Source organism: Phenylobacterium sp. (genome assembly GCF_044358365.1).
Taxonomy (GTDB): domain Bacteria; phylum Pseudomonadota; class Alphaproteobacteria; order Caulobacterales; family Caulobacteraceae; genus Phenylobacterium.
This window is the reverse complement of record NZ_JBIKNZ010000006.1, coordinates 39,108-59,510: the sequence shown is the minus strand read 5'-3', so window position 1 is coordinate 59,510 and position 20,403 is coordinate 39,108. Positions and strand designations below refer to the sequence as shown.

Genomic DNA, 20,403 nt, shown 5'->3' with positions numbered 1-20,403 from the left:
GCGGATTTCATTGGAGCCACCGCTACTCACAGGCAGCCCTGACCATCAAGATAGCGCGGCGGCGCGATGATGCCACCCGTCAACGTCATTTTCCGCTCAGAGGAACAACTTTCGGAAGCTGAAACGGATCGTGCGGCCTACCGGATCGAGGTTGGCGGGCTGATAGCCGATGGGGGTCGCCCCGGTGGCGTCACGGACCTTGATCCGCTCGTCAAACAGGTTGTTCAGCGACAACGAGACGCGCGAGCCCTTGAGCCAGGGCGCCCTGGCGATCAGTGGCTTCTGTTGATCCAGATCGGCGAACAGTCGGAGATTGATCCTGGTCAGGTCCGAGAATCGAAGGCTGCCGGTGGGCGAGCCAGGGCCGGCGTCCACGGAGGTGCCACTCTTCCAGTTGGCCGTGAACCGCGCGCCCAGCCCCTTGGCCGAGACCCCCAGTTCGGCCTCGACCTCATGACGCGACTGCCCTCCGCCCGAACCATCGGCCGCGGCGCCATTCAGCCGGTCGAGAACAGGTCCGCCGTGCCTGACCAGATAGCGGTCTTCCAGAACCACGGTATGGTAGACGCTGGCCTGCAACCGTCCGCCGGTCCCGCCCGGCCCTCCGCGCGGGCTGCCGCCGCCACCGAACGCGCTGGGCGGTGGTCCCCCGGCGGCGAACGACGGCGGACCACCGCCGGGCATGCCGCCCGGTGGTCCGCCTCCTGGTCGGCCCGATCCGCCCGGACGGCCTCGCGGCGCCACAGGCTGGGGTCCTACTGGCTGGCTGTAGTTGAAGCCCCAGCGCAGGTTGCGCCGATCCTGGCGTGCGAAATTCACCGGGCGATAGTCGACCTGTAAAAGGGTTCCGGCGGCGTCGCGCTGAAAACGCCCCGGGAAGGCCGCCTCGATATCGGCTGTTGCAGCGGGGAAGGTGACGATGGGGTTGTCGGTGCGCGTGTCGACATAGTTGGCGCTGAATACCAGGTCACGCTTGGTGAAGGGACTGTAGTTGAGGCCGATCTTGAGGGTGTCGGCGGTTTCGCTGTTCAGGCCCGCGTTTCCGCCACTGAGGCGGGTGACATCCACCGTACGACCCGTCGCGAAGTCAAAAATCCTCACGCCCGGGGTCAACACCAGCGGATTGCCCAGTTGCTGGATGGTCGCGGCGTCTTCGTCATGACTGGCTGAGAGGATCAGGCTGAATGTGTTGATCGGCCGCCAGTTCAGGCCGTAGCCGACGGTAAGCAAGGACCCGGCGTCGGACAGATCCTCAAGCGCCAGATTGCCGTTGGCCGAAAGTTCACCCAGACCCGAAAGGAATCCTGTGCGGCGACTGGCCAGCGGCACATCCAGATTGACCTGGCCTGTAAAGGCGTTGCGCGACAGGTCCACGCTCTGGGCCAAGCCAAGGCGCTCGGAGGTGGAGCTGAACGCGATCCGTTCGGCGCCAAGACGCAGGCTGGTCCGCACCGCGCCGGCCGGAACGTTGAAGAGCCGGCCGCTGGCCAGGCCCTGGATCTCGGCATTGTCCGACTTCGACCGCGTCGCGTTCTCGCGAAACGACAACTGGTCCGCTGGCAACGCGCCGAAAGGGTTGAAGCCCGGCGCACGCGCGGTGACGAGGGCCTGAAGCGCCAGGGCATTGATCCCGGCATCGCTGTCGGTGCGGGTGTCCTGATGCTCGTAGGCGCCGGTCAGCGACAGTCGCCAGTTGGCCAGGTCGCGATTGAGGCCGCCGCCCAGCCGCCCGCTCCAGCTGTCCCGCGATTGGGCAAGCGGACCAAGCGCGACCGTGTAGCGGTCCAGGATCACCGGCGTGCTGAATGGCGAGGCAGGATGGCCGGCAGGGATCAGCAGGCTGATCCCCGGAAGCCCCAGCAGGCTTTCACTCCGGGTTGCCTCAACCGTCGCATTCAATGTCGCCACAACGCCGCCGACGACAGGGCGGCTATAGACAACATTGGCGGTCACCTGATCGGTAGCGGGCAACAGTGTGCGGAAACGGCCGGTATTGGTGACATTGGGCGTTCCTGCCGTCGCCACAAAGTCCGTCAGGGTCGGGGAACGCAAAGCGGCTGTGGCGGGAACCCCCGCCAGCGTCACCGTGCGCCCGGCCAGTCGGCTAAGTGCGGGGTCAATCTCTCCGCCGGCGCCTGATACATTGCCTGTCAGGTCAAAGGCCCGACCCGTGATCAACGGCGCCAGATTGCGTTCATCCTCTGTCAGCGCAGTGCTACTCTCGACCTTCAGGTCGACATTGAAGCGCCGGTCATTCTTGATATTGAAGAAGCCAAGTTCGGCTTGACCGGAAACCCGTCCGCCCGCCGTCGGCGCGCCGCCGGACAACTCTGCCGTCGTGGCGCGGAACTCCGGCTTGAGCACAAAGTTCACGACGCGTTGGCTGGCCGCAAAGCCGTATTTGAGCGCCGCCTCTTCAGGCAGAATATCCACGCGAAGGATCGCTTCAGTGGGCAGGTCGCGGATCTCGGCAAAGCCTGAGATTCGACGGCCATTCAACAGGATCACCGGGGCGCCGCCGCGCCCCCGCTCGCTGCGCGTCTGGGCCGAAAGCTGGCCCAGCAACTCGGCCATGGTGCTGACGCCATAGGCCTGGATGTCCGCCGGATCGAGCTGAAGCTCCGGGACGACGTCGCCTATCACCGCCCCGGACTGAGCGGCGGCGGCGGTGATCACCAGTTCGGCCACTGTGGTGTCGGTGTCAGGCGCAACGCGCGTGGTCAATGCCGGTTGCGCCAGGGCCGCCGGGGCGGTCGACGCCATCAGGCATGAGATCAACAGGGCGCATCGCCACGTCGCCGCTGGATTGGTCTTTCGGAAAATCGTCAGCTCCCGTTGCAAACCCGCCGCCGTCCGTATCGAGCCGGAGCGCCGCGCACCCTTTGTGGCTAGGGGCGGCCCGCGTCCGAAAGAGGGCAGGGTTTTGTCGGATCGGTCACGAAACCATGTCGGCATGTCCGTACAGACGCAACCCCGCGCGTCCGAACCTTGCGAGACCGACGCTTGATAAGGGTTTCAACGCCGGGCGGCGGGAATTCCGTCGATCAGCCCGCCCCCTTAGCCGGCGAGTCCATCCGCTGTACGAGTTCGTCGCCCCGCCAGAGTTCCAGGCGAACGCCCTCGGCCACGCTGAGCGCGCGCTCTATGGCGCACTTGTCGTCCGGGGCGTGGAAATCCTCGGTTTGGATATCGCCATTGGCGGAATGTTCGACCAGGCGATAGAGCTGACCGCGACGCAGCATCGCGCCGGCCATGCCAAATCCCGCCAACATCATGGCCCAGGTCGCTGGCGACGGCAGCGATGACATCTCGGCCCGGCCCGCGTAAGCGGGAATTTCAGCCTGTCCGGCGGTGTAAGAGGTGAGCGACAGCAGCCCTTGCTCCTCGCCGGCCACGTGGACAAAGGGCTCGAACGTCGGCAACTCGGAGGGAGTCACAAATGTGGAGGGCGAAGCGCCGAAATCCGGGAGCGCCAGGACAAAGCTCTCGGCCTGGGCGGCCGAGGCGAAAAACAGGGCGCCGACCGTAGCGAGGACCAACGGCAGGGTCTTGGCGGCTGAAAACATCAAAAGGATCCGGTTGGGCAGTCGGGCAAGGCGTCGATTTGGCAATAGCATAGCAGGCTCCCCGCAGTTCGCGACCGAATTCCCCCGTAAGGCGAGGTAAATTGCACGTCAGGGTTCAGCGGAAGCGCTGCGGGCCGCACGCGACAGCGCCGCAATCCTGGCAAACAAGATCCTGAAATGCATCGTCATCGTACCTTTGGAGCCATGAATTCCCCGCTCACATGGCGATACCCGTCGCTGACGAAGTTTCAGCCATAGGTAAGTTTGGTCGCAACGAAATTCTCCCATTGGTAGAGCTTGACCGTGACGAAAAGGGCGTCCGCACGCCGTCAGGTGGTGTTCCGGAGGCCGCCCGCTCGGGAATTCTACAGCATTGAGGCCAGGTAGATCGCGAACAGGACCACCAAGGCGCCATCGATGATCAGAGGAACGATGGCTTTCCGACGGTAGGCTGCATTTCCAAGAACCAGGCTGATGAACGCCAGCTTGCTCGCTCCCGCCACGAGCAGGATCAATGGCCGCGCCTCGGGATGGAAGGCCCCCCAGATCAGCATAGCGCCCGTAAGCGCCACCAGGACCCCCCAATTGCGGGTCAGCATGAGGCCCAGCTGCCCGTGGGGTTCTTCACCGAGCAGTCCACGCAAGGCGGCGCGCGGCGCAAAGGCGGCCTGCAGCATTGTGAGAGTGATCAGCCCTACCGCCAGCATGATCCATTTGAACTGCGCGACGACGAATTCCATGGCCATTCTTCCCCTGCACTGCGCCACTGTTCCGCATCGGGTGGCCCGGCGCCAGTCATGGTTGCCTCAAGAGCCCGCAATTCCCGTTTCCAACACCGGCCAGTCGGCATTAGCCTGCGAACAACGCGCAAAAACACGAGGAACCGCCATGACAGCCCCAGCAGACAGCGGCGCCGCCGCGCCGATCACCGCCGTCGCCGCCGTCGCCGCCGATGCCAGCCCGGAAGTGCTCTATGAAGTCTCCGATCACATCGCGATACTGACGCTGAACCGGCCCGAGCGGCTCAACACCATTTCCGGGCCGATGTTGGTGTTGCTTGGCGAGCTATTGCTGAAAGCTGACCGCGACAAGGATGTCCGCTGCATCATCCTGACGGCCAAGGGCAAGGCCTTCTGCGCGGGCCTTGATCTGCGCGGCGCATCCAGCGGCTCCACCGGCCTGCAGGGCGCTTCCACGTCGACAGACATCGACCTGCGCTCGACCCCGCCCACGGTGCTGTTCAATCTTGGCACGCCCACCATTTGCGCCCTTAACGGCTCGGCGGCGGGCTATGGCATGGACACGGCGCTCGGTTGCGACATCCGCATCATGTCGGACACCGCGAAGATGGCGGCGGCCTTCACCAAGCGCGGGATCGTGCCGGAGAGCGGCGGCACCTGGATCCTGCCGCGTCTGCTGGGTTGGTCAAAAGCCGCCGAAATAATCTTCACCGGTCGCACCCTGAGCGCGAAGGAATGCGTCGATATGGGCCTGGCGTCACGCGCCGTCCCAGAGGCTGAGGTGGCCAAGGTGGCGAGGGACCTTGCGCTGGAGATCGCTGGCAACGCGCCGCTGGCGGTGCAGGCCTCAAAGCGCCTGATGCGCATGGGCCTGTCGGAAGGCTTCGATGAGCATGTCCACCACGTGTTCCTGCAACTGCTGCCGCTGCTGCGGACCGAGGACGCCCTGGAGGGTATGAAGGCGTTCATGGAGAAGCGACCAGCGAACTATCAGGGGAAGTAGGCGCACGCATTTCGGGGCTGCGACTTTCGGCCTGAACCTCACAAACCCATGTGACTCGCTTAATCCGACGTCGCATAGTCAGCCAAACGCCACGGGCGGTCCGGACGGTCTCCGGTCCAACGCGCGGGCCATTCGGGAGAACGTCATGACCTACGCACCGGCCAACCGGGCCTATTACGACGCCGACAGTCACATCATGGAGTTGCCCAACTTCCTGAAAGACTTCGCCGACCCGGCCCTGCGCGACGAGATCCCGGAAGTCAGCTATTCCGCCTCTATCGTCACCGACGAAGAGGTGGCGGTGATCATGAACCAGGGCGGGCGCCACAGCCCCGAACATGTGGCCGCCCAGATCGCCATGGGTCCGCAACTGATCGAGAAATCCAAGGAAATCCAGGCGCTGGGCGCCTTCAACAGCGCTGATCGCACGACCGCGCTGGACCTGCTGGGCTTCAAGAAACAGCTGGTGTTCGCCACCCACAGCCTGCGCATGCCGTTCTCGCCCAGCTCGAAGCTGGAGCATCGCCTGCGTTACGGCGCAGCCCGCGCCCACAACCGGCACATGGCCGAGTTCTGCAAGAGCGACAAACGCCTGATGGGCGTGGCCGCCATCCCCCTGGACGACCCTGAGCTGGCGCTGGCCGAGCTGGAGTTTTCCCTGGCCAACGGCCTGAAGGCGGCCTGGATCCCGCACCGCCCTTGTGGCGAGCGCGCGCCGGGCCACGTGGACCTCGATCCGTTCTGGGCCCGGCTGGCCGAGACCGGCACGCCGTTTGTGCTGCACGTCGGCGGCGCGCCGCTACAGCTGGCCAAGGCCTGGATGAACAATGGCCGCCCTCCCACGAAAGACTGGCTGGGCGGCGGCGAGAACCTGCGGACCAAGGACGTGGCCCTGCTGCACGAGGGCCCGGAGCAGTTCCTGACCATGATGGTGCTGGACGGCGTACTGGAACGTCACAAGGGCCTGCGCGGCGCTGCCGTCGAACTGGGCGCTGGGTGGGTGCCGGAAATGCTACGGCGCCTGGACTGGGTGGTGAAGCACTGGAGCCGCAATGACGCCAACCTGCAGGGCCTGAGCCGCACGCCGTCGGAACAGATCACCCAGCAACTGGCCTTCACGCCCTTCGTCTTCGAGGAGGTCGGCAGCTTCATCGACCAGTCGAACCCGGACCTCTACCTGTTCTCCAGCGACTACCCGCATATCGAGGGCGGCCGAAACCCGATCGGCCGGTTCGAAGCGTCGCTGGGCGAGCGGCCGGTGGCCGTGCGCGACAAGTTCTACGCCGACAACTTCAAGCGGATCTTCGCCGACGCCTGAGGGGCGTGAGATGCCTGGAGCCTCAGGGCAGCGCGTGTAATCATAAGACTGAAGTGTAAGATACGCGAAAGGATGTTGAGCAGCTATATTAAACCGGCTTGATATGCTGGCTTACGATAATCAGTGCGATGATGCACTTGTTCGACTGACTCGCGCATCTCGATTGTGCCGATTGGTTGCGAGAGGACTACGAAATCGATGATCGGCAAAGGCCTGACTGAATGAAGGGAGGCTGGATCCACTTTGAGCTTTTCGCGCAACTCCATAAGCAATCGACCAAGAACGTTGCGGCCTTCTAGCCAGCCCTCCGCTGTCGACTTGGCACCCCAGAAATCGTCTTTGCGCGAATCTTCCACAATAGGGCGATCACCTGACTCAAGGAGAAGCTCGGAAAAGTTCCTCCAGTTGGCCGCCAACTTGGCGCGAAGGCACCATTTCATGACCGGTACGCGAACCTCGTTCCAATCGGGACGCGACTTGTCCCGATACGGCTTCGAACGCATCTTCGCCGTCATCGGACTGGTCTCATTCAGGATCATGCGCTGGACCTGAGGGAGGTGCGGGAACCGACAGGATTGATAGAGCGCTTCAGCCGTTCGAATGCGCTGGCCAAGCATGAAGATAGGAAAGCCAGGAGCCATATTCGACAGCCCGCCGAAGGCGTCACCTGTCTTTCGAAAAGCAATCACCTCGTCGCGCCGGTACCGCCGAATCTCTGCCTCGCTCATTTTCAATTCGTCCTGCGAGGAAACAATGGATACCACGGATCTCCAGCCCAAAGAACGAGCGGAGTGTTGTTCGCACAGTTCCGATACGTGACGAACATAGATCCGAAGCCAGTGGTCTTCATTAGAGTCGAACCGAGTGGGCGCATCTGCGCGGGCAAATTCTTGCAGCGCTCCCTCACCTGAACACCCGCCTTGAGGAACTCCTGTTCAACCAACGTACGAGATTCGGCTGATGAAAACAAACCAAGGGAGCCCTTGTTGCTGCCCGTGCGGAGGACCGGCTCGGCGCCCAAGGAAGCAACATAAGCTTGGGCCTCAACCGGAATCGATTCCGGGCGCAGCACATCTGACGTCGACATGTAGTACTTTCGATCTTCGATCGTCATCGAACGCCGCCATTCGACGGCGATCACTTTGTCCTTGGCTGCAGCCGCTCTTTTTATGTCGCCACCAGCAAAGTACTCGCCAAGCGAATGGATCGCCATCACGACAACTGCGACTTTCGCTTGATTAGGTGCCTCGGTCTCGATCCACCGTTGGATGTCCGACTTGACCCGGCCGCCCGAAAACACCGCATCATCAACATACACGAAGGAATGTGGGTCCGCGCCGCAATCATCAATCGATAAGTCGTAGGTTTCTTTCAAAGCAACGTCTAGAAGCGATAACATTTCGCGTTGACTATTTCCTACCTGTTGCAACTTTAAGAACTGCACTCCACGCCAAAACGACGTGGGATCGTTGCCAACGAAATCTTGGTGGGAAATGACACCTTTCAGGAATCGCTTGACCGTGCTCTTCCTGATATAGGTCTTTTCAAGGATATGGGCGACTTCAGCCAGCAGCGGTTCTCGGACCGCGCTAGGAAACTGATCAATCCAGCGCTGGACATGCGCGGCATCCGGTGCCGGTACTTCGCCTTCGCGGTAGTTCGCGATGAGGCTCGCGATGCGTTCGCTGGTTTCCTTCATAACCATAGCTTCCAGATTTGCCCGCCTGTCGAACGCCATATGGGCCTGCTGACACCACTTGTCGATATTTGACGACCGTCGAACAGAGGACAGGATTGCCCTGTACGCGGTCCGGCTGGACAGATCCTGATCTGTCCATGGCTGAGCTGAAGTTTTCCCTCTCCAACGGGCTGAAGGCCACCTGGGTTCCGCATCGCCTCTGTGGCGAGCGGGCGCCGGGCCGCGTGGACCTGGATCTGTTCTGGGCATAGAAATCCGGCTCAAGGGTGAAGTGATAGGCGCGGTCGTCAGGGCTTTGTCGACCGCATCGAGGATCCAGCAGCGCCCGGCGAAAGGGCCGCAGGGCCTCAAACGCCGCCCTTGGATCGGTGATGCCGCGATAGTTGATCTTGACCATGAGTTGCGCCGACAGGGGGTCGGAACAAAAAAAGAACATTCAGGATCTGGCGAGTCCTTCACGGTTGTGGCGCACAGAAATCTTCGGAGGTCAGCCCGGTGCGTCAGCCGCCGGTCTCGTCCACCATGATCGGCACGGTCTTGCCGCGGGAAAGGGGCTCCCATCCCGCCGAAATGGCCGACGTGATCGCCCGGGCCACCAGTTCGGGCGCGATTTGCGCGGGCTGCAGGTGCGGCGCGCCGAACTTGGGTTGTCGGCCCGGCGGAAACTCCACCACAGCCTCACGCTGGCCTTCGACATGCCGCACGGCGATCGCCATGCCGCGCCAGGTGGCCGCGTCGCTGGACCACTGGGGCTGGCGCTGGATCCGCCAGACATAGGGTTCGCCGTCGACCGTGATCGCAAACTCCGGGTTCTGTTTGTGCTTGGTCATGGGAGTGGGTTAGCGCGGCTGGCTCAGCAGGGCCAGCCGCAGCGTCGGGCGCGCGTCTGCTCGACAGTGCAATCCCTCTACACCCCGTAGCTGAGGATCGGCGCCAGCCAGCGTTCAGCCTCGGCCACCGTCCAGCCCTTCCGCCGCGCATAGTCCTCAACCTGGTCCTTCTCGATCCGGCCCACGCCGAAGTAGTGGCTGTCGGGATGGGAGAAGTAGATCCCGGAGACCGCTGCGGGCGGGGTCATGGCGAAGCTTTCGGTGAGCGCCATACCAGCGGCGACCGGGGCGTCCAGCAGGTCGAACAGCGTGGCCTTTTCCGTGTGGTCGGGCTGGGCGGGATAGCCGGGGGCAGGGCGGATGCCGCGGTATTTTTCCTCGAGCAGCCGGGTAAGGTCGAAAGGCTCGTCGGAGGCATAGCCCCACAGCTCGGTGCGCACCTTGCGGTGCAGCGCCTCGGCGAAGGCTTCGGCCAGCCGGTCGGCCAGGGCCGTGGCCAGGATGGCGGAATAGTCGTCGCCAGCGTCCTTGAAGTGTTTGGCCAGCTCCAGCTCGCCGTGACCTGCTGTGACGGCGAAGCCGCCCACATAGTCGGCAGGGCCGCCGATGATCGGGGCCACGAAGTCGGACAGCGCCACATTGGCCTGGCCCTCGCCGGTCTTGACCATCTGCTGGCGCAGGGTGTGCAGGCGCGCGCGCTCAGTCGTGCGGGTCTCGTCAGCGTAGAGCACGATGTCGTCGCCGTCGGCCTGGGCCGGCCAGAAGCCGACCACGCCGCGGGCCTCGATCAGACCCTCCTGCAGGATGCGGTCCAGCATACGCTGGGCATCGGCGAACAGGTCGGTGGCGGCGGCGCCCACCACCTCGTCCTCCAGGATTTGCGGATATCTGCCGATCAGCTCCCAGCTGGCGAAGAACGGCGTCCAGTCGATGTGGCGGCGCAGTTCCGGCAGGTCGTAAGGCGCGAAGGTGCGTGTGCCCAGGAAGCTGGGCTTCGGAGGGGTATAACCGGTCCAGTCAGGTTTGAAGGCGTTGGCGCGGGCTTCAGCCAGGGTGGCGCGCGCGCGGGTCCCTTGCCCGCGTTCGAACTGGGCGCGGACCTTCTCGTAGTCATCGGCCGTGGCCGCCAGAAATTTCGTCTTTTCGGTGGGCGACAGCAGGTTGGAGACCACGCCTACCGCGCGGCTGGCGTCCAGCACATAGGTGGTGGAGCCGGAGGGGTACTTAGGCGCGATCTTCACAGCTGTGTGGGTTTTCGAGGTCGTCGCCCCGCCGATCAGCAGCGGGATGGTCATGCCGCGCCGTTCCATCTCGGCGGCCACATAGGTCATCTCATCCAGCGACGGGGTGATCAGGCCTGACAGCCCCACAATGTCTACGTTATGCGCCTTGGCCTCGTCCAGGATGCGGTCCAACGGCACCATGACGCCGAGGTCAATGACCTCGTAGTTGTTGCACTGCAGGACCACGCCCACGATGTTCTTGCCGATGTCGTGGACGTCGCCCTTGACGGTGGCCATCAGGATGCGGCCCGCCTGTTCGCGGGGCTTGCCGGCCTTCTCGGCCTCCATAAATGGCTCCAGCCAGGCCACGGCCTGCTTCATGACCCGCGCCGACTTCACCACCTGGGGCAGGAACATCTTGCCCGCGCCGAACAGGTCGCCGACCACGTTCATGCCCGTCATCAGCGGGCCTTCGATCACGTGCAGCGGGCGTTCCGACGCCAGCCGCGATTCCTCGGTGTCGACCTCGATGAACTCGGTGATGCCATGGACCAGGGCATGCGTGATCCGTTGTCCGACGTCGCCTTCACGCCAGGCCAGATCCGGACCCTTGGCCTCGGATTTGCCGCCCTTGTACTTCGGGGCCAGTTCTACCAGCCGCTCGGTGTTGGAGAGTTTGGGGTCACGCTGCGGGCGGTTGAGGATCACATCCTCGACAGCGACCTTCAGCTCCTCGGGGATATTGTCATAGACCGGCAGGTCGCCGGCGTTGACGATGCCCATGTCCATGCCGGCGGCGATGGCGTGGTACAGGAATACGCCGTGGATCGCGCGCCGCACCGGCTCGTTACCCCGGAAACTGAAGCTGACATTGGAAACACCGCCGGAGATGCGGGCGTGCGGGCAGGACGCCTTGATCCGGCGCGTCGCTTCAATGAAATCCACGGCATAGTTGTTGTGCTCGTCGATCCCCGTGGCGACGGCGAAGATGTTGGGATCGAAAATGATGTCTTCCGGCGGGAAGCCCACCTGCCCGGTCAGAATCCTGTAGGCCCGCTCACAGATCTCGACCTTGCGATCGGCGGTATCAGCCTGTCCGACCTCGTCAAACGCCATCACCACCACGGCGGCGCCGTAGCGCAGGCAGGCCCGCGCCTGTTCAATGAACTTCGCCTCGCCCTCCTTCATGGAGATCGAGTTGACGATGGTCTTGCCCTGGACGCACTTCAGACCCGCCTCGATCACCTCCCATTTGGATGAGTCGATCATCACCGGCACCCGGGCGATATCCGGCTCGGCGGCGATCAGGTTGAGGAACGTCTTCATGGCGTGGACGGAGTCCAGCAGACCCTCGTCCATGTTCACGTCGATGATCTGGGCCCCGGCGTCGACCTGCTGACGCGCCACGCTGAGCGCCTCGGGATAGTCCCCGTCGGCGATCAGTTTCCGGAATTTGGCCGAACCGGTGACATTGGTCCGTTCGCCGACGTTTACGAAGGTGGGGCGCATTCTTTGAAGACCTGTCATCCCGGTCAAGGCGCACAGCGCCGTAGAACCGGGACCCATTTGCTCAGAGGTGAAGGGAGAGGTGAACTCGTTCGGGCGGTGCGTTTCCGGTGACGTCGGCGTTTATGGGTCCCGGTCTTCGCGTTCCGCGAAACCGGGATGACATGATGAAATACAAGGTCAATCAGCTCCCGGCCGCACGAGGGCCGGCAGACCATCGATCGAGACGGCATTGGCCTCGTACCGACGTTCGGCCCATTCGTCGAAGGGCCGATGGTCGACATGGCGGCGTAGCTGTTCGCGCTCACCCTTGTAGTCGTAGATGGGGACGCCCCAGCCGCAGCTGTCGGAAATGCGGGTGACAGTGATCACGACAATGGCCCGCGCCCGGTCGAACGTCGGGAACAGGGCCTTGAGCTCGGCAAATCCGGGGTCTCCGAACGCAACTGCCCGGCCCTGTCCGTAAAGACGAAGGATGTTTGCCGGGCCCTCAAAGGCGCAGAACATCAGGGTGATGCGCCCGTTCTCGCGTACATGCGCGAGCGTCTCCGCCCCGGACCCACCGAGATCCAGCCAGGCCACGGTTTGCTCATCGATCACCACGAGGCTGTCATAGCCCTTGGGCGAGACGTTGACCGAGCCTTCGCCAGAGAGGGGCGCTGTCGCGACGAAGAACATTTTCTGCGCGCGAATGAAGGCGACAAGCTTTTCGTCTAGGCGATCGTAGGTATTGCTCATCAGGCCAGCTCGAAAGGTTCCAGACCCGCCAGCCGCATGGCCGTCGGACGCTCCGGGACAGGCCTCGGCTTCATGCCCCGGACCTCGTCGGCCACGTGGCGGATATGGTCCGGCGTGGTGCCGCAGCAGCCGCCAAGGATATTGACGATCCCGTCCTTCGCCCAGTCGTGCAGCTGATGGCCGGTCTGGTCAGGGCTTTCGTCGTACTCGCCCATGGCGTTGGGCAGGCCCGCGTTGGGATAGGCCGAGACCAGGGTGTCGGCGATCCGCGACAGCTCGGCGATGTGCGGCCGCATCAGGTCAGCGCCCAGGGCGCAGTTCAGGCCAATGGCGAACGGTTTGGCATGACGCACCGAGTTCCAGAACGCCTCGACCGTTTGGCCCGACAGCGTACGGCCCGAGCGGTCGGTGATGGTGCCGGAAATCCAGATCGGCAGAGGCTCATAGCCCTCGTCCTCCAGATCCAGGATCGCCTTCAGCGCGGCCTTGCAGTTCAGCGTATCGGTGATGGTCTCTACCAGATAGAGGTCCACTCCCCCATCGTGCAGCGCCAGCACCTGCTCGCGATAGGCCGCATAGACCTGGTCGAAGGTCACCTTGCGCGCGCCGGGGTCGTTCACGTCGGAGCTCATCGACAGCATCACCGGCAGCGGGCCGATGGAGCCGGCGACGAAGCGCGGCTTGTCCGGTTCCTTTGCCGTCCAGCGGTCGGCGACCTCGCGCGCGATCCGGGCGGCGGCCAGGTTGATGTCGCGGACGGCTGCCTCCTGAGCGTACTCGCCCTGGCCGATCGAGGTGGAGGAAAACGTATTGGTCTCGGAGATGTCAGCGCCGGCCGCGTAGTACTGGTCGTGCAGGTCCGCCACGATATCCGGACGAGTCAGGCAGAGGATGTCGTTGTTGCCCTTCATCTGGCCCGGATGGTCCAGGAAACGGTCGCCGCGATAGTCGGCCTCGGTCAGACCGCGTTTCTGGAACATCACGCCCCAGGAGCCGTCGAGGATCAGCACGCGCTCTTTCGCGGCGGCCTTCAGAGCCTTGATACGGTCCTGGCGGTTCATGCTGCGGCTTCCTTGGGTTCGAGGGGGGTCTCGCGCACGCCCAGCACCCGGCAGATCGCATAGGTCAGGTCGGCGCGGTTCAGGGTGTAAAAATGGAAGTCCGAGAAGCCTTCCTCGGCCAGTCGCGCACACATTTCGGCGGCGACGGAAGCGGCGACCAGTTTGCGGGTCTCGGGATCCTCGTCCAGACCCTCGAACAGATTGGCCAGCCAGTCCGGCAGGCTCACCCCGATCCTTTGCGACATGTTGGCCAGACCTGAGTAACTGGAGACCGGCATGATTCCCGGCAGGATCGGGATCGTGACCCCGGCCTTGCGGATGCGCTCAATGAATCGAAGGTAGCCGTCGATATCGAAGAAGAAGTTGGAAATCGCCCGGGTCGCACCGGCATCAACCTTGGCTTTCAGCACCTCGACGTCGTGATCCACCGAAGGACTCTCCGGGTGGATCTGTGGATAGACCCCGACACTGACTTCGAAGGGCGCGATCTCGCGGATGCCGGCGGTCAGTTCCGTGGCGTTCTGATAGCCGTCTGCGCGCGGGACATAGGCGCCGCCAAGCGATCCCGGCGGGTCACCACGCAAGGCCACGATATGGCGGATGCCCGCCGCCCAGTAGTCACGCACCACCTCGTCGACCTCGGCGCGCGAGGCCTCGACACAGGTCAGGTGGGCGGCCGGACGCAGGGTGGTTTCCTTCAGCATCCGAACCACCGTGCGATGGGTGCGTTCCCGCGTCGAACCGCCAGCGCCATAGGTCACGGAGACAAACGAGGGATTGAGCGGTTCAAGCCGCCGGATCGCCTCCCAGAGCGCCTCCTCCGACTTCGGGCCCTTGGGCGGCGAGAATTCGAACGAGATGTTCGGGCGTGGTCCCCCGCCGGCCCCTGCGCGCGCGACAGGTCCCAGAGCCGTGGGAGGGGTCATGCGGCGATCCTTTGTTCCAGGGGCAAACGGGCTGCGGCCCAGATTTTGACGGTGAGGCCATCCGGCTTGTCCGGCGGCAGATCGGCAAGCGCGCGGTGTGGCAAGCCGGCCTCTGTCAGCCAACGGGCCATTTCCTCATCGGAGAACCCAAGCCTGCGGTGCTGATGCTGTTCCCGCAGGAACTCGTGAGCGTGCGGTGCAAAGTCGACGATGATCAGCCGGCCATCCGGCGCCACAAGCCGCCCGGCTTCCCGGACTGCAGCCGCAGGATCGCCCAGATAGTGCAGGACCTGATGCACGACGACCAGATCCGCGGTCGCATCCGGCAGGCGGGTATCCAGGACGTCGCCGTGGCGCAGTTCCACATTGGCCAGCCCCGCTTCCGAGGTATTGCGACGGGCGATGTTCAGCATCTGCTGCGAAAGGTCGAGGCCCAGGGACTGGGCGGCGCGAGGCCCCAGCAGCGTCAGCATCCGGCCCGTGCCGGAACCCAGATCAACCAACCGCCGGATTCGTCGTTCACCCGACGCGCAAAGAATGACATCTTCGACAGCGGAGTCAGACACGTAGAGGGATCTGATTTCATCCCAGTGCGTCGCGTGCTCGGCGAAATAGCTTTGCGCGGCGGCCGCGCGCTCGCCCTGGACAACGTCGAGCCGGCCCTGGTCTCTCGCCAGCACCGCGTCCTGCGGGTCCAGATGCAACAGAACCTGATCGATCATCGCCCGCGGGCGTCCCGAGCCCGCCAACCGATAGAACACCCACGCGCCATCCGGGAACCGCTCAACCAGCCCCGCCTCGGCCAGAAGCTTCAGGTGACGCGAGACGCGCGGCTGGCTCTGGTCCAGGACACGACAAAGCTCGAGCACCGCAAGCTCTTCCCGCGCCAGCAGCGCAAGGATGCGCAATCGGGAGGATTCACCCGCCGCCCGCAGCACCTCCACGATCTGTCCAGATGCCAGCTTCATCGTGACATAAAGATATCTTTATATGAATATTTCGTCAAGGGTTGGGCGCACGCGCCTGATCCCGTTCGACGCCCAAACCTAACGCCGACTGGCTAAGAAGCGTTGAATCCTGCGTCTGCCTGGAGCGCGCCGGTCAGCCGACGGTGATCCAGCCGTTGGGCAAGCTCGCCAATTGCACGTTCTGCAGGATCATCTGATTTCCCGCACCCATGTCGATCACGGTGTCGGCGCCAACCTGGCCGAGCGTGTAAATGGTGCCGGGATCAAGCCGCACCCGATCGCCCTCCGAGACGTTGAAGTCCGTCACCCGATCAGTCCCCGTCTCGGCAAACGAGATGAAGGTGTCGGCGCCCAGCCCGCCGCTCAGCGTGTCCGAGCCGCGATCGCCGGCGATGATGTCATTGCCGTCATCGCCGCGCACGACGTCGTCGCCCTGTCCGCCGCGCACCAGATCATTGCCGGTGCCGCCGCCGAGCGTGTCATTGCCGAGGTTACCGTAGACGATGTCGTCGCCAGCCTCGCCGAACACCGTGTCATCGTCCTTGCCGCCGACGGCCCAGTCCGTACCCGCACCGCCGAAGATGAAGTCGTTGCCCGTATTGCCGTTGATGTCGTCGAAACCGGACCCGCCGTTGATGGTGTCGGCGCCATCATCGCCGCGCAGATAGTTGCGCCCGTCGCCGCCGCTGATCGCATCATTGGCGGCGCCGCCGAAGATCTGGTCGTCGCCCTCGACCCCGGCCAGGGTATCGTTGCCTGACCCACCATTGACGGTATCATCGCCGCCGCCTGCGGAATAACTGTCCGCCCCATCGGCCAGTGTCCGCAGATCGTTCCCCGGTGACCCTAACTCCTGCAGGCCCGAGGGCGCCGACCCCAGCGTGCCCGTGGTGATGTTGAAGGACTGGATGTCGGCCCGGTTTGTATTCACCAAACGCACAGCCTGGCCGGTGCGAGGCGCGAAGACGATCACATCTGTGTTCAGTTGCACGACCACGTACTCGGCGCCCACCGAGAGATATAGGTCCTGAGCGATCGTGTAGGCCTGATCATAGTCGTCGGCTCTGGTGCTGCGAAAATTGCCGAACGCCAGGGCGTTGGCCCCGCTGAACAGTAGTCGGTCAGCCGGGCTCCAGCCCGAGATCGCATCCAGCAGTTCCGGCTTGTTGCCTAGTGCGCTCGCCGCCGAACTGTCGCTCGACCCGATCACATAGAGATCAAAACCGGCCCCGCCGGTCATGGAATCAGCTCCTAGCCCGCCCGTTATGGTGTCGGGCTCGGCCCCGCCCGTCAGCGTGTCAGCTGCACTCGTTCCATTGATGACAGGCATCGAAGCTCCTCAGCATTCAGGCAGGAGGCTGACGGCAGAGGCGCGCTGGGTCAATCCAGAGCGAAAATCCCGGCTCAGGCTCCAAAGATCCACGAACCCGTCAACGTCGTCATGGTTACGCCCACGAGGATCATCTGGCCGCCGCCCGTCATGTTGATGACCGTGTCGGCGCCCACCTGGCTGACCACGTACTGTGTGCCCGGGTCCACCTGCACGCGGTCGCCCTCCGCCAGGCTGAAGTCAGTCACCCGGTCGATGCCCGCGTCGCCAAAGGTATGGAAGATATCGGCTCCGGCTCCGCCGCTCATGGTGTCGGAGCCCTTGTCGCCCGAAACGAAATCCGCGCCCCGACCGCCGCTCACGACGTCATTGTCCTGACCGCCACGCAGAATATCGTCTCCGTCGCCGCCGTCGCAGGTGTCATTGCCGAGGTTGCCATAGACGAGATCCGCGTCGCCCAGGCCGGAGAGGCTGTCGTTGTCCTTGCCGCCAAGCACATAGTCCGCGCCATCCCCGCCGACGCAGGTGTCGTTGCCCATGTTGCCGTTGATGTCGTCGAATCCCGCCGCGCCAGTGATGGAGTCGTTACCGTCTTCGCCGCGCAGATAGGTCTGGCCTGTGCCGCCGGATGCGGTGTTGCCGGGCGCACCCAGCGCGAAGATGACATCGTCACCTGCCCCGCCGTTGATCGTGTCCCGGCCGCCAAGGCCCTGGATCGTATCGGTGTTCACCCCACCGACCAGGGCGTCGGACCCGGTGGTCCCTTGGATGTCCCGCGGCGATGTGGACGGCAGTAGCCCCGCTGGCGCGGCGATGAAGGTCAGGTGGTCGACGTCCGCCAGGCTTACGTTTTCCAGCGTGAACCGCGCACCGAGCCGGTTGTCGTTCAGGCTGTCAACAAACACAGCGATGGCGGTGTCAGAGATCTTCACCAGCACGAAATTGGCCGCGCCCGAAGTGATCCGGCTGGTCGCCAGATTGGTGGCGGTGCCGATGTCGAAGATCGTCTCCTCGATGTAGTCCAGCAGCGTCGGCGCCACACCGGCGATCGCGATCTTCTCGCCCGCCTTGAAGTCCACAATGGCGGCGCCCGTAACACCGTGGGGGATGACGAACAGATCGACGCCGTCGCCACCCGCCAACCGGTCTCCAGCGCCCGCGATCAGGGTATCATTGCCGGCGCCGGCGTAGAACGCCTCGGACCGCGAGGACGCCCCGTTGAAGGTCTCCGACGCCGCCGTGCCCGTGACGTAGGTGGAGCCGTTGACGATCGGGACCTGCCGAACCTGAGCGGTAAACCCGGCCCCCAGCGTCACCTCGCGCCCCAGGAACCCGAAGGTCAGGTTGGCGCCGCTCTGAACCACCGAGATATTGGTGAAGGTTGCGAACTGGCTGGTGAATGCAAAGGTGTCCGCGCCGGAAAAGGCCGTCGCCTGCTCAGGCGTGATCATTTCAAACGTGAAGTCCGGCATGGGCCCCTCAAGCGACAGTAACAACGGGCCGAAGGCCGACGCCATCCTGCGTCAGCCGCTCATCCTCGCCAGCCGGGCACAGCGCACACGACGCAAACCGCCCCGTACGCCGCATCGGCTTTCACGAGCAGTAGATCCGAAAACTCGGAAAACATGCTGAACGCACATGCTTAGCGAAAGCCTGACAGGTTCGGTGAGGCGCGGCCGAACCTGCCCCTTCAACCCTTACCGCGTAAACTTGTGGAACTTGATCCGGTGCGGGATCAAACTATCCGCCCCCAGCCTGCGCTTCTTGTCTTCCTCATAGGCTTCGAAGTTGCCTTCGAACCATTCCACGTGGCTGTCACCTTCGAAGGCCAGGATGTGGGTGGCCAGTCGGTCGAGGAACCAGCGGTCGTGGCTGATCACCACCGCGCAGCCTGCGAACTCCTCCAGGGCCTCCTCGAGATTCTGCAGGGTCTCGATGTCCAGATCGTTGGTGGGCTCATCGAGGAGGATGACGTTACCGCCGGTGGTCAGGGTCTTGGCCAGGTGGACGCGGTTTCGCTCACCGCCCGACAGCAGCCCAACCTTCTTCTGCTGGTCGCCGCCCCGGAAATTGAACGAACCCACGTAGGAGCGGGTGTTGATCTCGCGCTTGCCCACCGCCAGTACGTCGAGGCCCTGGGAAACCTCCTGCCAGACCGTCTTCGATGGATCCAGCGCGTCGCGGCTCTGATCGACATAGGCCAACTTCACCGTCTCGCCCACGCGGAAGGTGCCACCGTCAGGCTGTTCCTGGCCGGTGATGATCTTGAACAGGGTCGACTTGCCGGCGCCGTTCGGGCCGATCACGCCGACGATACCGTTGGGCGGCAGGGTGAAGCTCAGATCCTCGAACAGCACCTTGTCGCCATAGGACTTTGACAGCCCCTTGGCCTCCAGCACCAGGTTGCCCAGGCGCGGGCCCGGCGGGATCTGGATGGTGGCGGTGGTCTGGGCCTCGCGGCTGTTTTCCTGTTCGCGGACCATCTCGTCATAGGCCGCCAGACGCGCCTTGGACTTGGCCTGGCGCGCCTTGGCGCCCGAGCGTACCCACTCCAGTTCGCGGGTCATGGCGCGCTGGCGGGCGACGCTTTCGGACTGCTCCTGCACGACACGCTTGGTCTTCTGTTCCAGCCAGCCGGAGTAGTTGCCCTCGTAGGGGATGCCCTTTCCCCGATCGAGTTCGAGCGTCCACTTGGTCACCTGATCCAGGAAGTAGCGGTCGTGGGTGACCAGGATCACGCAGCCCGGGAAGGCTTCCAGATGGTGCTGCAGCCAGGCCACGCTTTCCGCGTCAAGGTGGTTGGTGGGCTCGTCCAGCAGCAGCATGTCGGGCTTTGACAGCAACAGGCGGGCGAGCGCGATCCGGCGCTTTTCCCCGCCGGACAGCTTGTCGACCTTCCACTCGTTGGGCGGGCACCGCAGCGCGTCGGTGGCCATCTCGATCTTGGAATCGATATCCCAGAGGTCGCCCGCGTCGATTTTCTCCTGGAGGGCAGTCATCTCCTCCATGAGTTCGTCGGTGTAATTCTCGCCCAGCTCGGCGGCGATGGCGTTGTAGCGGTCGAAGATCTTCTTCTCTTCGCACCAGCTGATGACGTTGCCCCAGACATCCAGGCTCTCGTCCAGGTGCGGCTCCTGCTCCAGGTAGCCCATCTTGACGCCGTCAGCGGCCTTGGCCTCGCCGTTAAACTCCTTGTCGATCCCGGCCATGATCTTGAGCAGGGTCGACTTGCCCGAGCCGTTAACGCCGACCACGCCGATCTTGGCGTCGGAGTAGAACGACAGCCAGATGTTCTCGAACACCTTCTTGCCGCCGGGATAGGCCTTGGTCAGGCCCTGCATCTGGAAAATGTATTGCTGCGCCATGGGGCGTCCGGCTCGCTCTCGAATGTGCTTGAGTTCGGCCGAGCAGATAGCGGCGCGAGGCCGCCGGCGCAACGCAAGGCGCGAAAAGAAGCAACAGCGGCGTGTTGCCGCACTCATGGTCTTGTGGGGT

At 63.8% G+C, this 20,403-nt stretch carries 16 protein-coding genes; 2 read left to right on the top strand and 14 right to left on the bottom strand.

Annotated elements, in window-relative coordinates:
- Positions 1 to 96: 96 nt before the first annotated feature.
- The 3 genes from ACIQ3B_RS03295 to ACIQ3B_RS03285 form a co-directional block, all read right to left on the bottom strand.
- A complete protein-coding gene (locus ACIQ3B_RS03295; protein ID WP_397399893.1) occupies positions 97 to 2,763 on the bottom strand; it encodes a TonB-dependent receptor in 2,667 nt (888 codons plus the stop codon).
- A 281-nt stretch (positions 2,764 to 3,044) separates the two neighbouring features.
- On the bottom strand, positions 3,045 to 3,617 hold the full coding sequence (locus ACIQ3B_RS03290; RefSeq protein WP_397399892.1) for a PEPxxWA-CTERM sorting domain-containing protein: 573 nt from the start codon (positions 3,615 to 3,617) through the stop codon (positions 3,045 to 3,047).
- 314 nt (positions 3,618 to 3,931) lie between these two features.
- Entirely contained in the window at positions 3,932 to 4,306 is a 375-nt protein-coding gene (locus ACIQ3B_RS03285) for a hypothetical protein (RefSeq protein WP_397399891.1), read from the bottom strand.
- A 148-nt stretch (positions 4,307 to 4,454) separates the two neighbouring features.
- On the opposite strand from ACIQ3B_RS03285, the gene ACIQ3B_RS03280 reads away from it, so the two are divergent.
- Together ACIQ3B_RS03280 and ACIQ3B_RS03275 are read left to right on the top strand one after the other, a co-directional pair.
- The gene (locus ACIQ3B_RS03280; RefSeq protein ID WP_397399890.1) at positions 4,455 to 5,309 is read left to right on the top strand and encodes an enoyl-CoA hydratase/isomerase family protein; all 855 of its coding nucleotides are present in this window, start codon (positions 4,455 to 4,457) and stop codon (positions 5,307 to 5,309) included.
- A gap of 145 nt (positions 5,310 to 5,454) precedes the next feature.
- Positions 5,455 to 6,627: an amidohydrolase family protein gene (locus ACIQ3B_RS03275; protein WP_397399889.1), complete on the top strand. Its 1,173-nt coding sequence runs from the start codon at positions 5,455 to 5,457 to the stop codon at positions 6,625 to 6,627.
- Positions 6,628 to 6,710: 83 nt separating this feature from the next.
- Here ACIQ3B_RS03275 and ACIQ3B_RS03270 read toward each other — a convergent pair whose 3' ends face one another.
- The 11 genes from ACIQ3B_RS03270 to ettA all read right to left on the bottom strand — a co-directional run bounded on the left by ACIQ3B_RS03270 (position 6,711) and on the right by ettA (position 20,273).
- Positions 6,711 to 7,391 (bottom strand): NADAR family protein, encoded by a 681-nt coding sequence (locus ACIQ3B_RS03270; protein ID WP_397399888.1) that lies wholly within the window; start codon positions 7,389 to 7,391, stop codon positions 6,711 to 6,713.
- Entirely contained in the window at positions 7,358 to 8,365 is a 1,008-nt protein-coding gene (locus ACIQ3B_RS03265) for a hypothetical protein (protein WP_397399887.1), read from the bottom strand. Before ACIQ3B_RS03265 ends, ACIQ3B_RS03270 begins: the two co-directional genes overlap by 34 nt.
- 461 nt (positions 8,366 to 8,826) lie before the next feature.
- Positions 8,827 to 9,156: a hypothetical protein gene (locus tag ACIQ3B_RS03260; protein ID WP_397399886.1), complete on the bottom strand. Its 330-nt coding sequence runs from the start codon at positions 9,154 to 9,156 to the stop codon at positions 8,827 to 8,829.
- A gap of 77 nt (positions 9,157 to 9,233) precedes the next feature.
- The gene (metH, locus tag ACIQ3B_RS03255) at positions 9,234 to 11,945 is read right to left on the bottom strand and encodes a methionine synthase (protein ID WP_397399885.1); all 2,712 of its coding nucleotides are present in this window, start codon (positions 11,943 to 11,945) and stop codon (positions 9,234 to 9,236) included.
- A gap of 120 nt (positions 11,946 to 12,065) precedes the next feature.
- Positions 12,066 to 12,623 carry a pyridoxamine 5'-phosphate oxidase family protein gene (locus ACIQ3B_RS03250; RefSeq protein ID WP_397399884.1) on the bottom strand — a complete coding sequence of 186 codons (558 nt, stop codon included), beginning with the start codon at positions 12,621 to 12,623 and terminating at the stop codon, positions 12,066 to 12,068.
- Positions 12,623 to 13,684, bottom strand: coding sequence for a homocysteine S-methyltransferase family protein (locus ACIQ3B_RS03245; protein WP_397399883.1), 1,062 nt, complete (start codon positions 13,682 to 13,684; stop codon positions 12,623 to 12,625). Before ACIQ3B_RS03245 ends, ACIQ3B_RS03250 begins: the two co-directional genes overlap by 1 nt.
- Positions 13,681 to 14,610: a methylenetetrahydrofolate reductase [NAD(P)H] gene (gene metF, locus ACIQ3B_RS03240; RefSeq protein ID WP_397399882.1), complete on the bottom strand. Its 930-nt coding sequence runs from the start codon at positions 14,608 to 14,610 to the stop codon at positions 13,681 to 13,683. Before metF ends, ACIQ3B_RS03245 begins: the two co-directional genes overlap by 4 nt.
- Positions 14,607 to 15,578 carry an ArsR/SmtB family transcription factor gene (locus ACIQ3B_RS03235; RefSeq protein WP_397399881.1) on the bottom strand — a complete coding sequence of 324 codons (972 nt, stop codon included), beginning with the start codon at positions 15,576 to 15,578 and terminating at the stop codon, positions 14,607 to 14,609. Before ACIQ3B_RS03235 ends, metF begins: the two co-directional genes overlap by 4 nt.
- A gap of 133 nt (positions 15,579 to 15,711) precedes the next feature.
- Complete coding sequence (locus tag ACIQ3B_RS03230) at positions 15,712 to 16,908, bottom strand: calcium-binding protein (RefSeq protein ID WP_397399880.1); 1,197 nt, start codon at positions 16,906 to 16,908, stop codon at positions 15,712 to 15,714.
- Positions 16,909 to 16,982: 74 nt separating this feature from the next.
- Entirely contained in the window at positions 16,983 to 18,380 is a 1,398-nt protein-coding gene (locus tag ACIQ3B_RS03225) for a calcium-binding protein (RefSeq protein WP_397399879.1), read from the bottom strand.
- A 225-nt stretch (positions 18,381 to 18,605) separates the two neighbouring features.
- Positions 18,606 to 20,273 carry an energy-dependent translational throttle protein EttA gene (gene ettA / locus ACIQ3B_RS03220; RefSeq protein WP_397399878.1) on the bottom strand — a complete coding sequence of 556 codons (1,668 nt, stop codon included), beginning with the start codon at positions 20,271 to 20,273 and terminating at the stop codon, positions 18,606 to 18,608.
- Between the last annotated feature and the right edge of the window lie 130 nt (positions 20,274 to 20,403).

Coding starts and splice junctions, on each gene's coding strand:
- ACIQ3B_RS03235 (WP_397399881.1), bottom strand. CDS start 15,578: ATGAAGCTGGCATCTGGACAGATCGTGGAGGTGCTGCGGGCGGCGGGT.
- ACIQ3B_RS03285 (WP_397399891.1), bottom strand. CDS start 4,306: ATGGAATTCGTCGTCGCGCAGTTCAAATGGATCATGCTGGCGGTAGGG.
- ACIQ3B_RS03295 (WP_397399893.1), bottom strand. CDS start 2,763: ATGGCGTCGACCGCCCCGGCGGCCCTGGCGCAACCGGCATTGACCACG.
- ACIQ3B_RS03225 (WP_397399879.1), bottom strand. CDS start 18,380: ATGCCGGACTTCACGTTTGAAATGATCACGCCTGAGCAGGCGACGGCC.
- ACIQ3B_RS03265 (WP_397399887.1), bottom strand. CDS start 8,365: ATGGCGTTCGACAGGCGGGCAAATCTGGAAGCTATGGTTATGAAGGAA.
- ACIQ3B_RS03250 (WP_397399884.1), bottom strand. CDS start 12,623: ATGAGCAATACCTACGATCGCCTAGACGAAAAGCTTGTCGCCTTCATT.
- ACIQ3B_RS03230 (WP_397399880.1), bottom strand. CDS start 16,908: ATGCCTGTCATCAATGGAACGAGTGCAGCTGACACGCTGACGGGCGGG.
- ACIQ3B_RS03245 (WP_397399883.1), bottom strand. CDS start 13,684: ATGAACCGCCAGGACCGTATCAAGGCTCTGAAGGCCGCCGCGAAAGAG.
- ACIQ3B_RS03275 (WP_397399889.1), top strand. CDS start 5,455: ATGACCTACGCACCGGCCAACCGGGCCTATTACGACGCCGACAGTCAC.
- metH (WP_397399885.1), bottom strand. CDS start 11,945: ATGGGTCCCGGTTCTACGGCGCTGTGCGCCTTGACCGGGATGACAGGT.
- ACIQ3B_RS03290 (WP_397399892.1), bottom strand. CDS start 3,617: ATGCTATTGCCAAATCGACGCCTTGCCCGACTGCCCAACCGGATCCTT.
- ACIQ3B_RS03260 (WP_397399886.1), bottom strand. CDS start 9,156: ATGACCAAGCACAAACAGAACCCGGAGTTTGCGATCACGGTCGACGGC.
- ettA (WP_397399878.1), bottom strand. CDS start 20,273: ATGGCGCAGCAATACATTTTCCAGATGCAGGGCCTGACCAAGGCCTAT.
- metF (WP_397399882.1), bottom strand. CDS start 14,610: ATGACCCCTCCCACGGCTCTGGGACCTGTCGCGCGCGCAGGGGCCGGC.
- ACIQ3B_RS03280 (WP_397399890.1), top strand. CDS start 4,455: ATGACAGCCCCAGCAGACAGCGGCGCCGCCGCGCCGATCACCGCCGTC.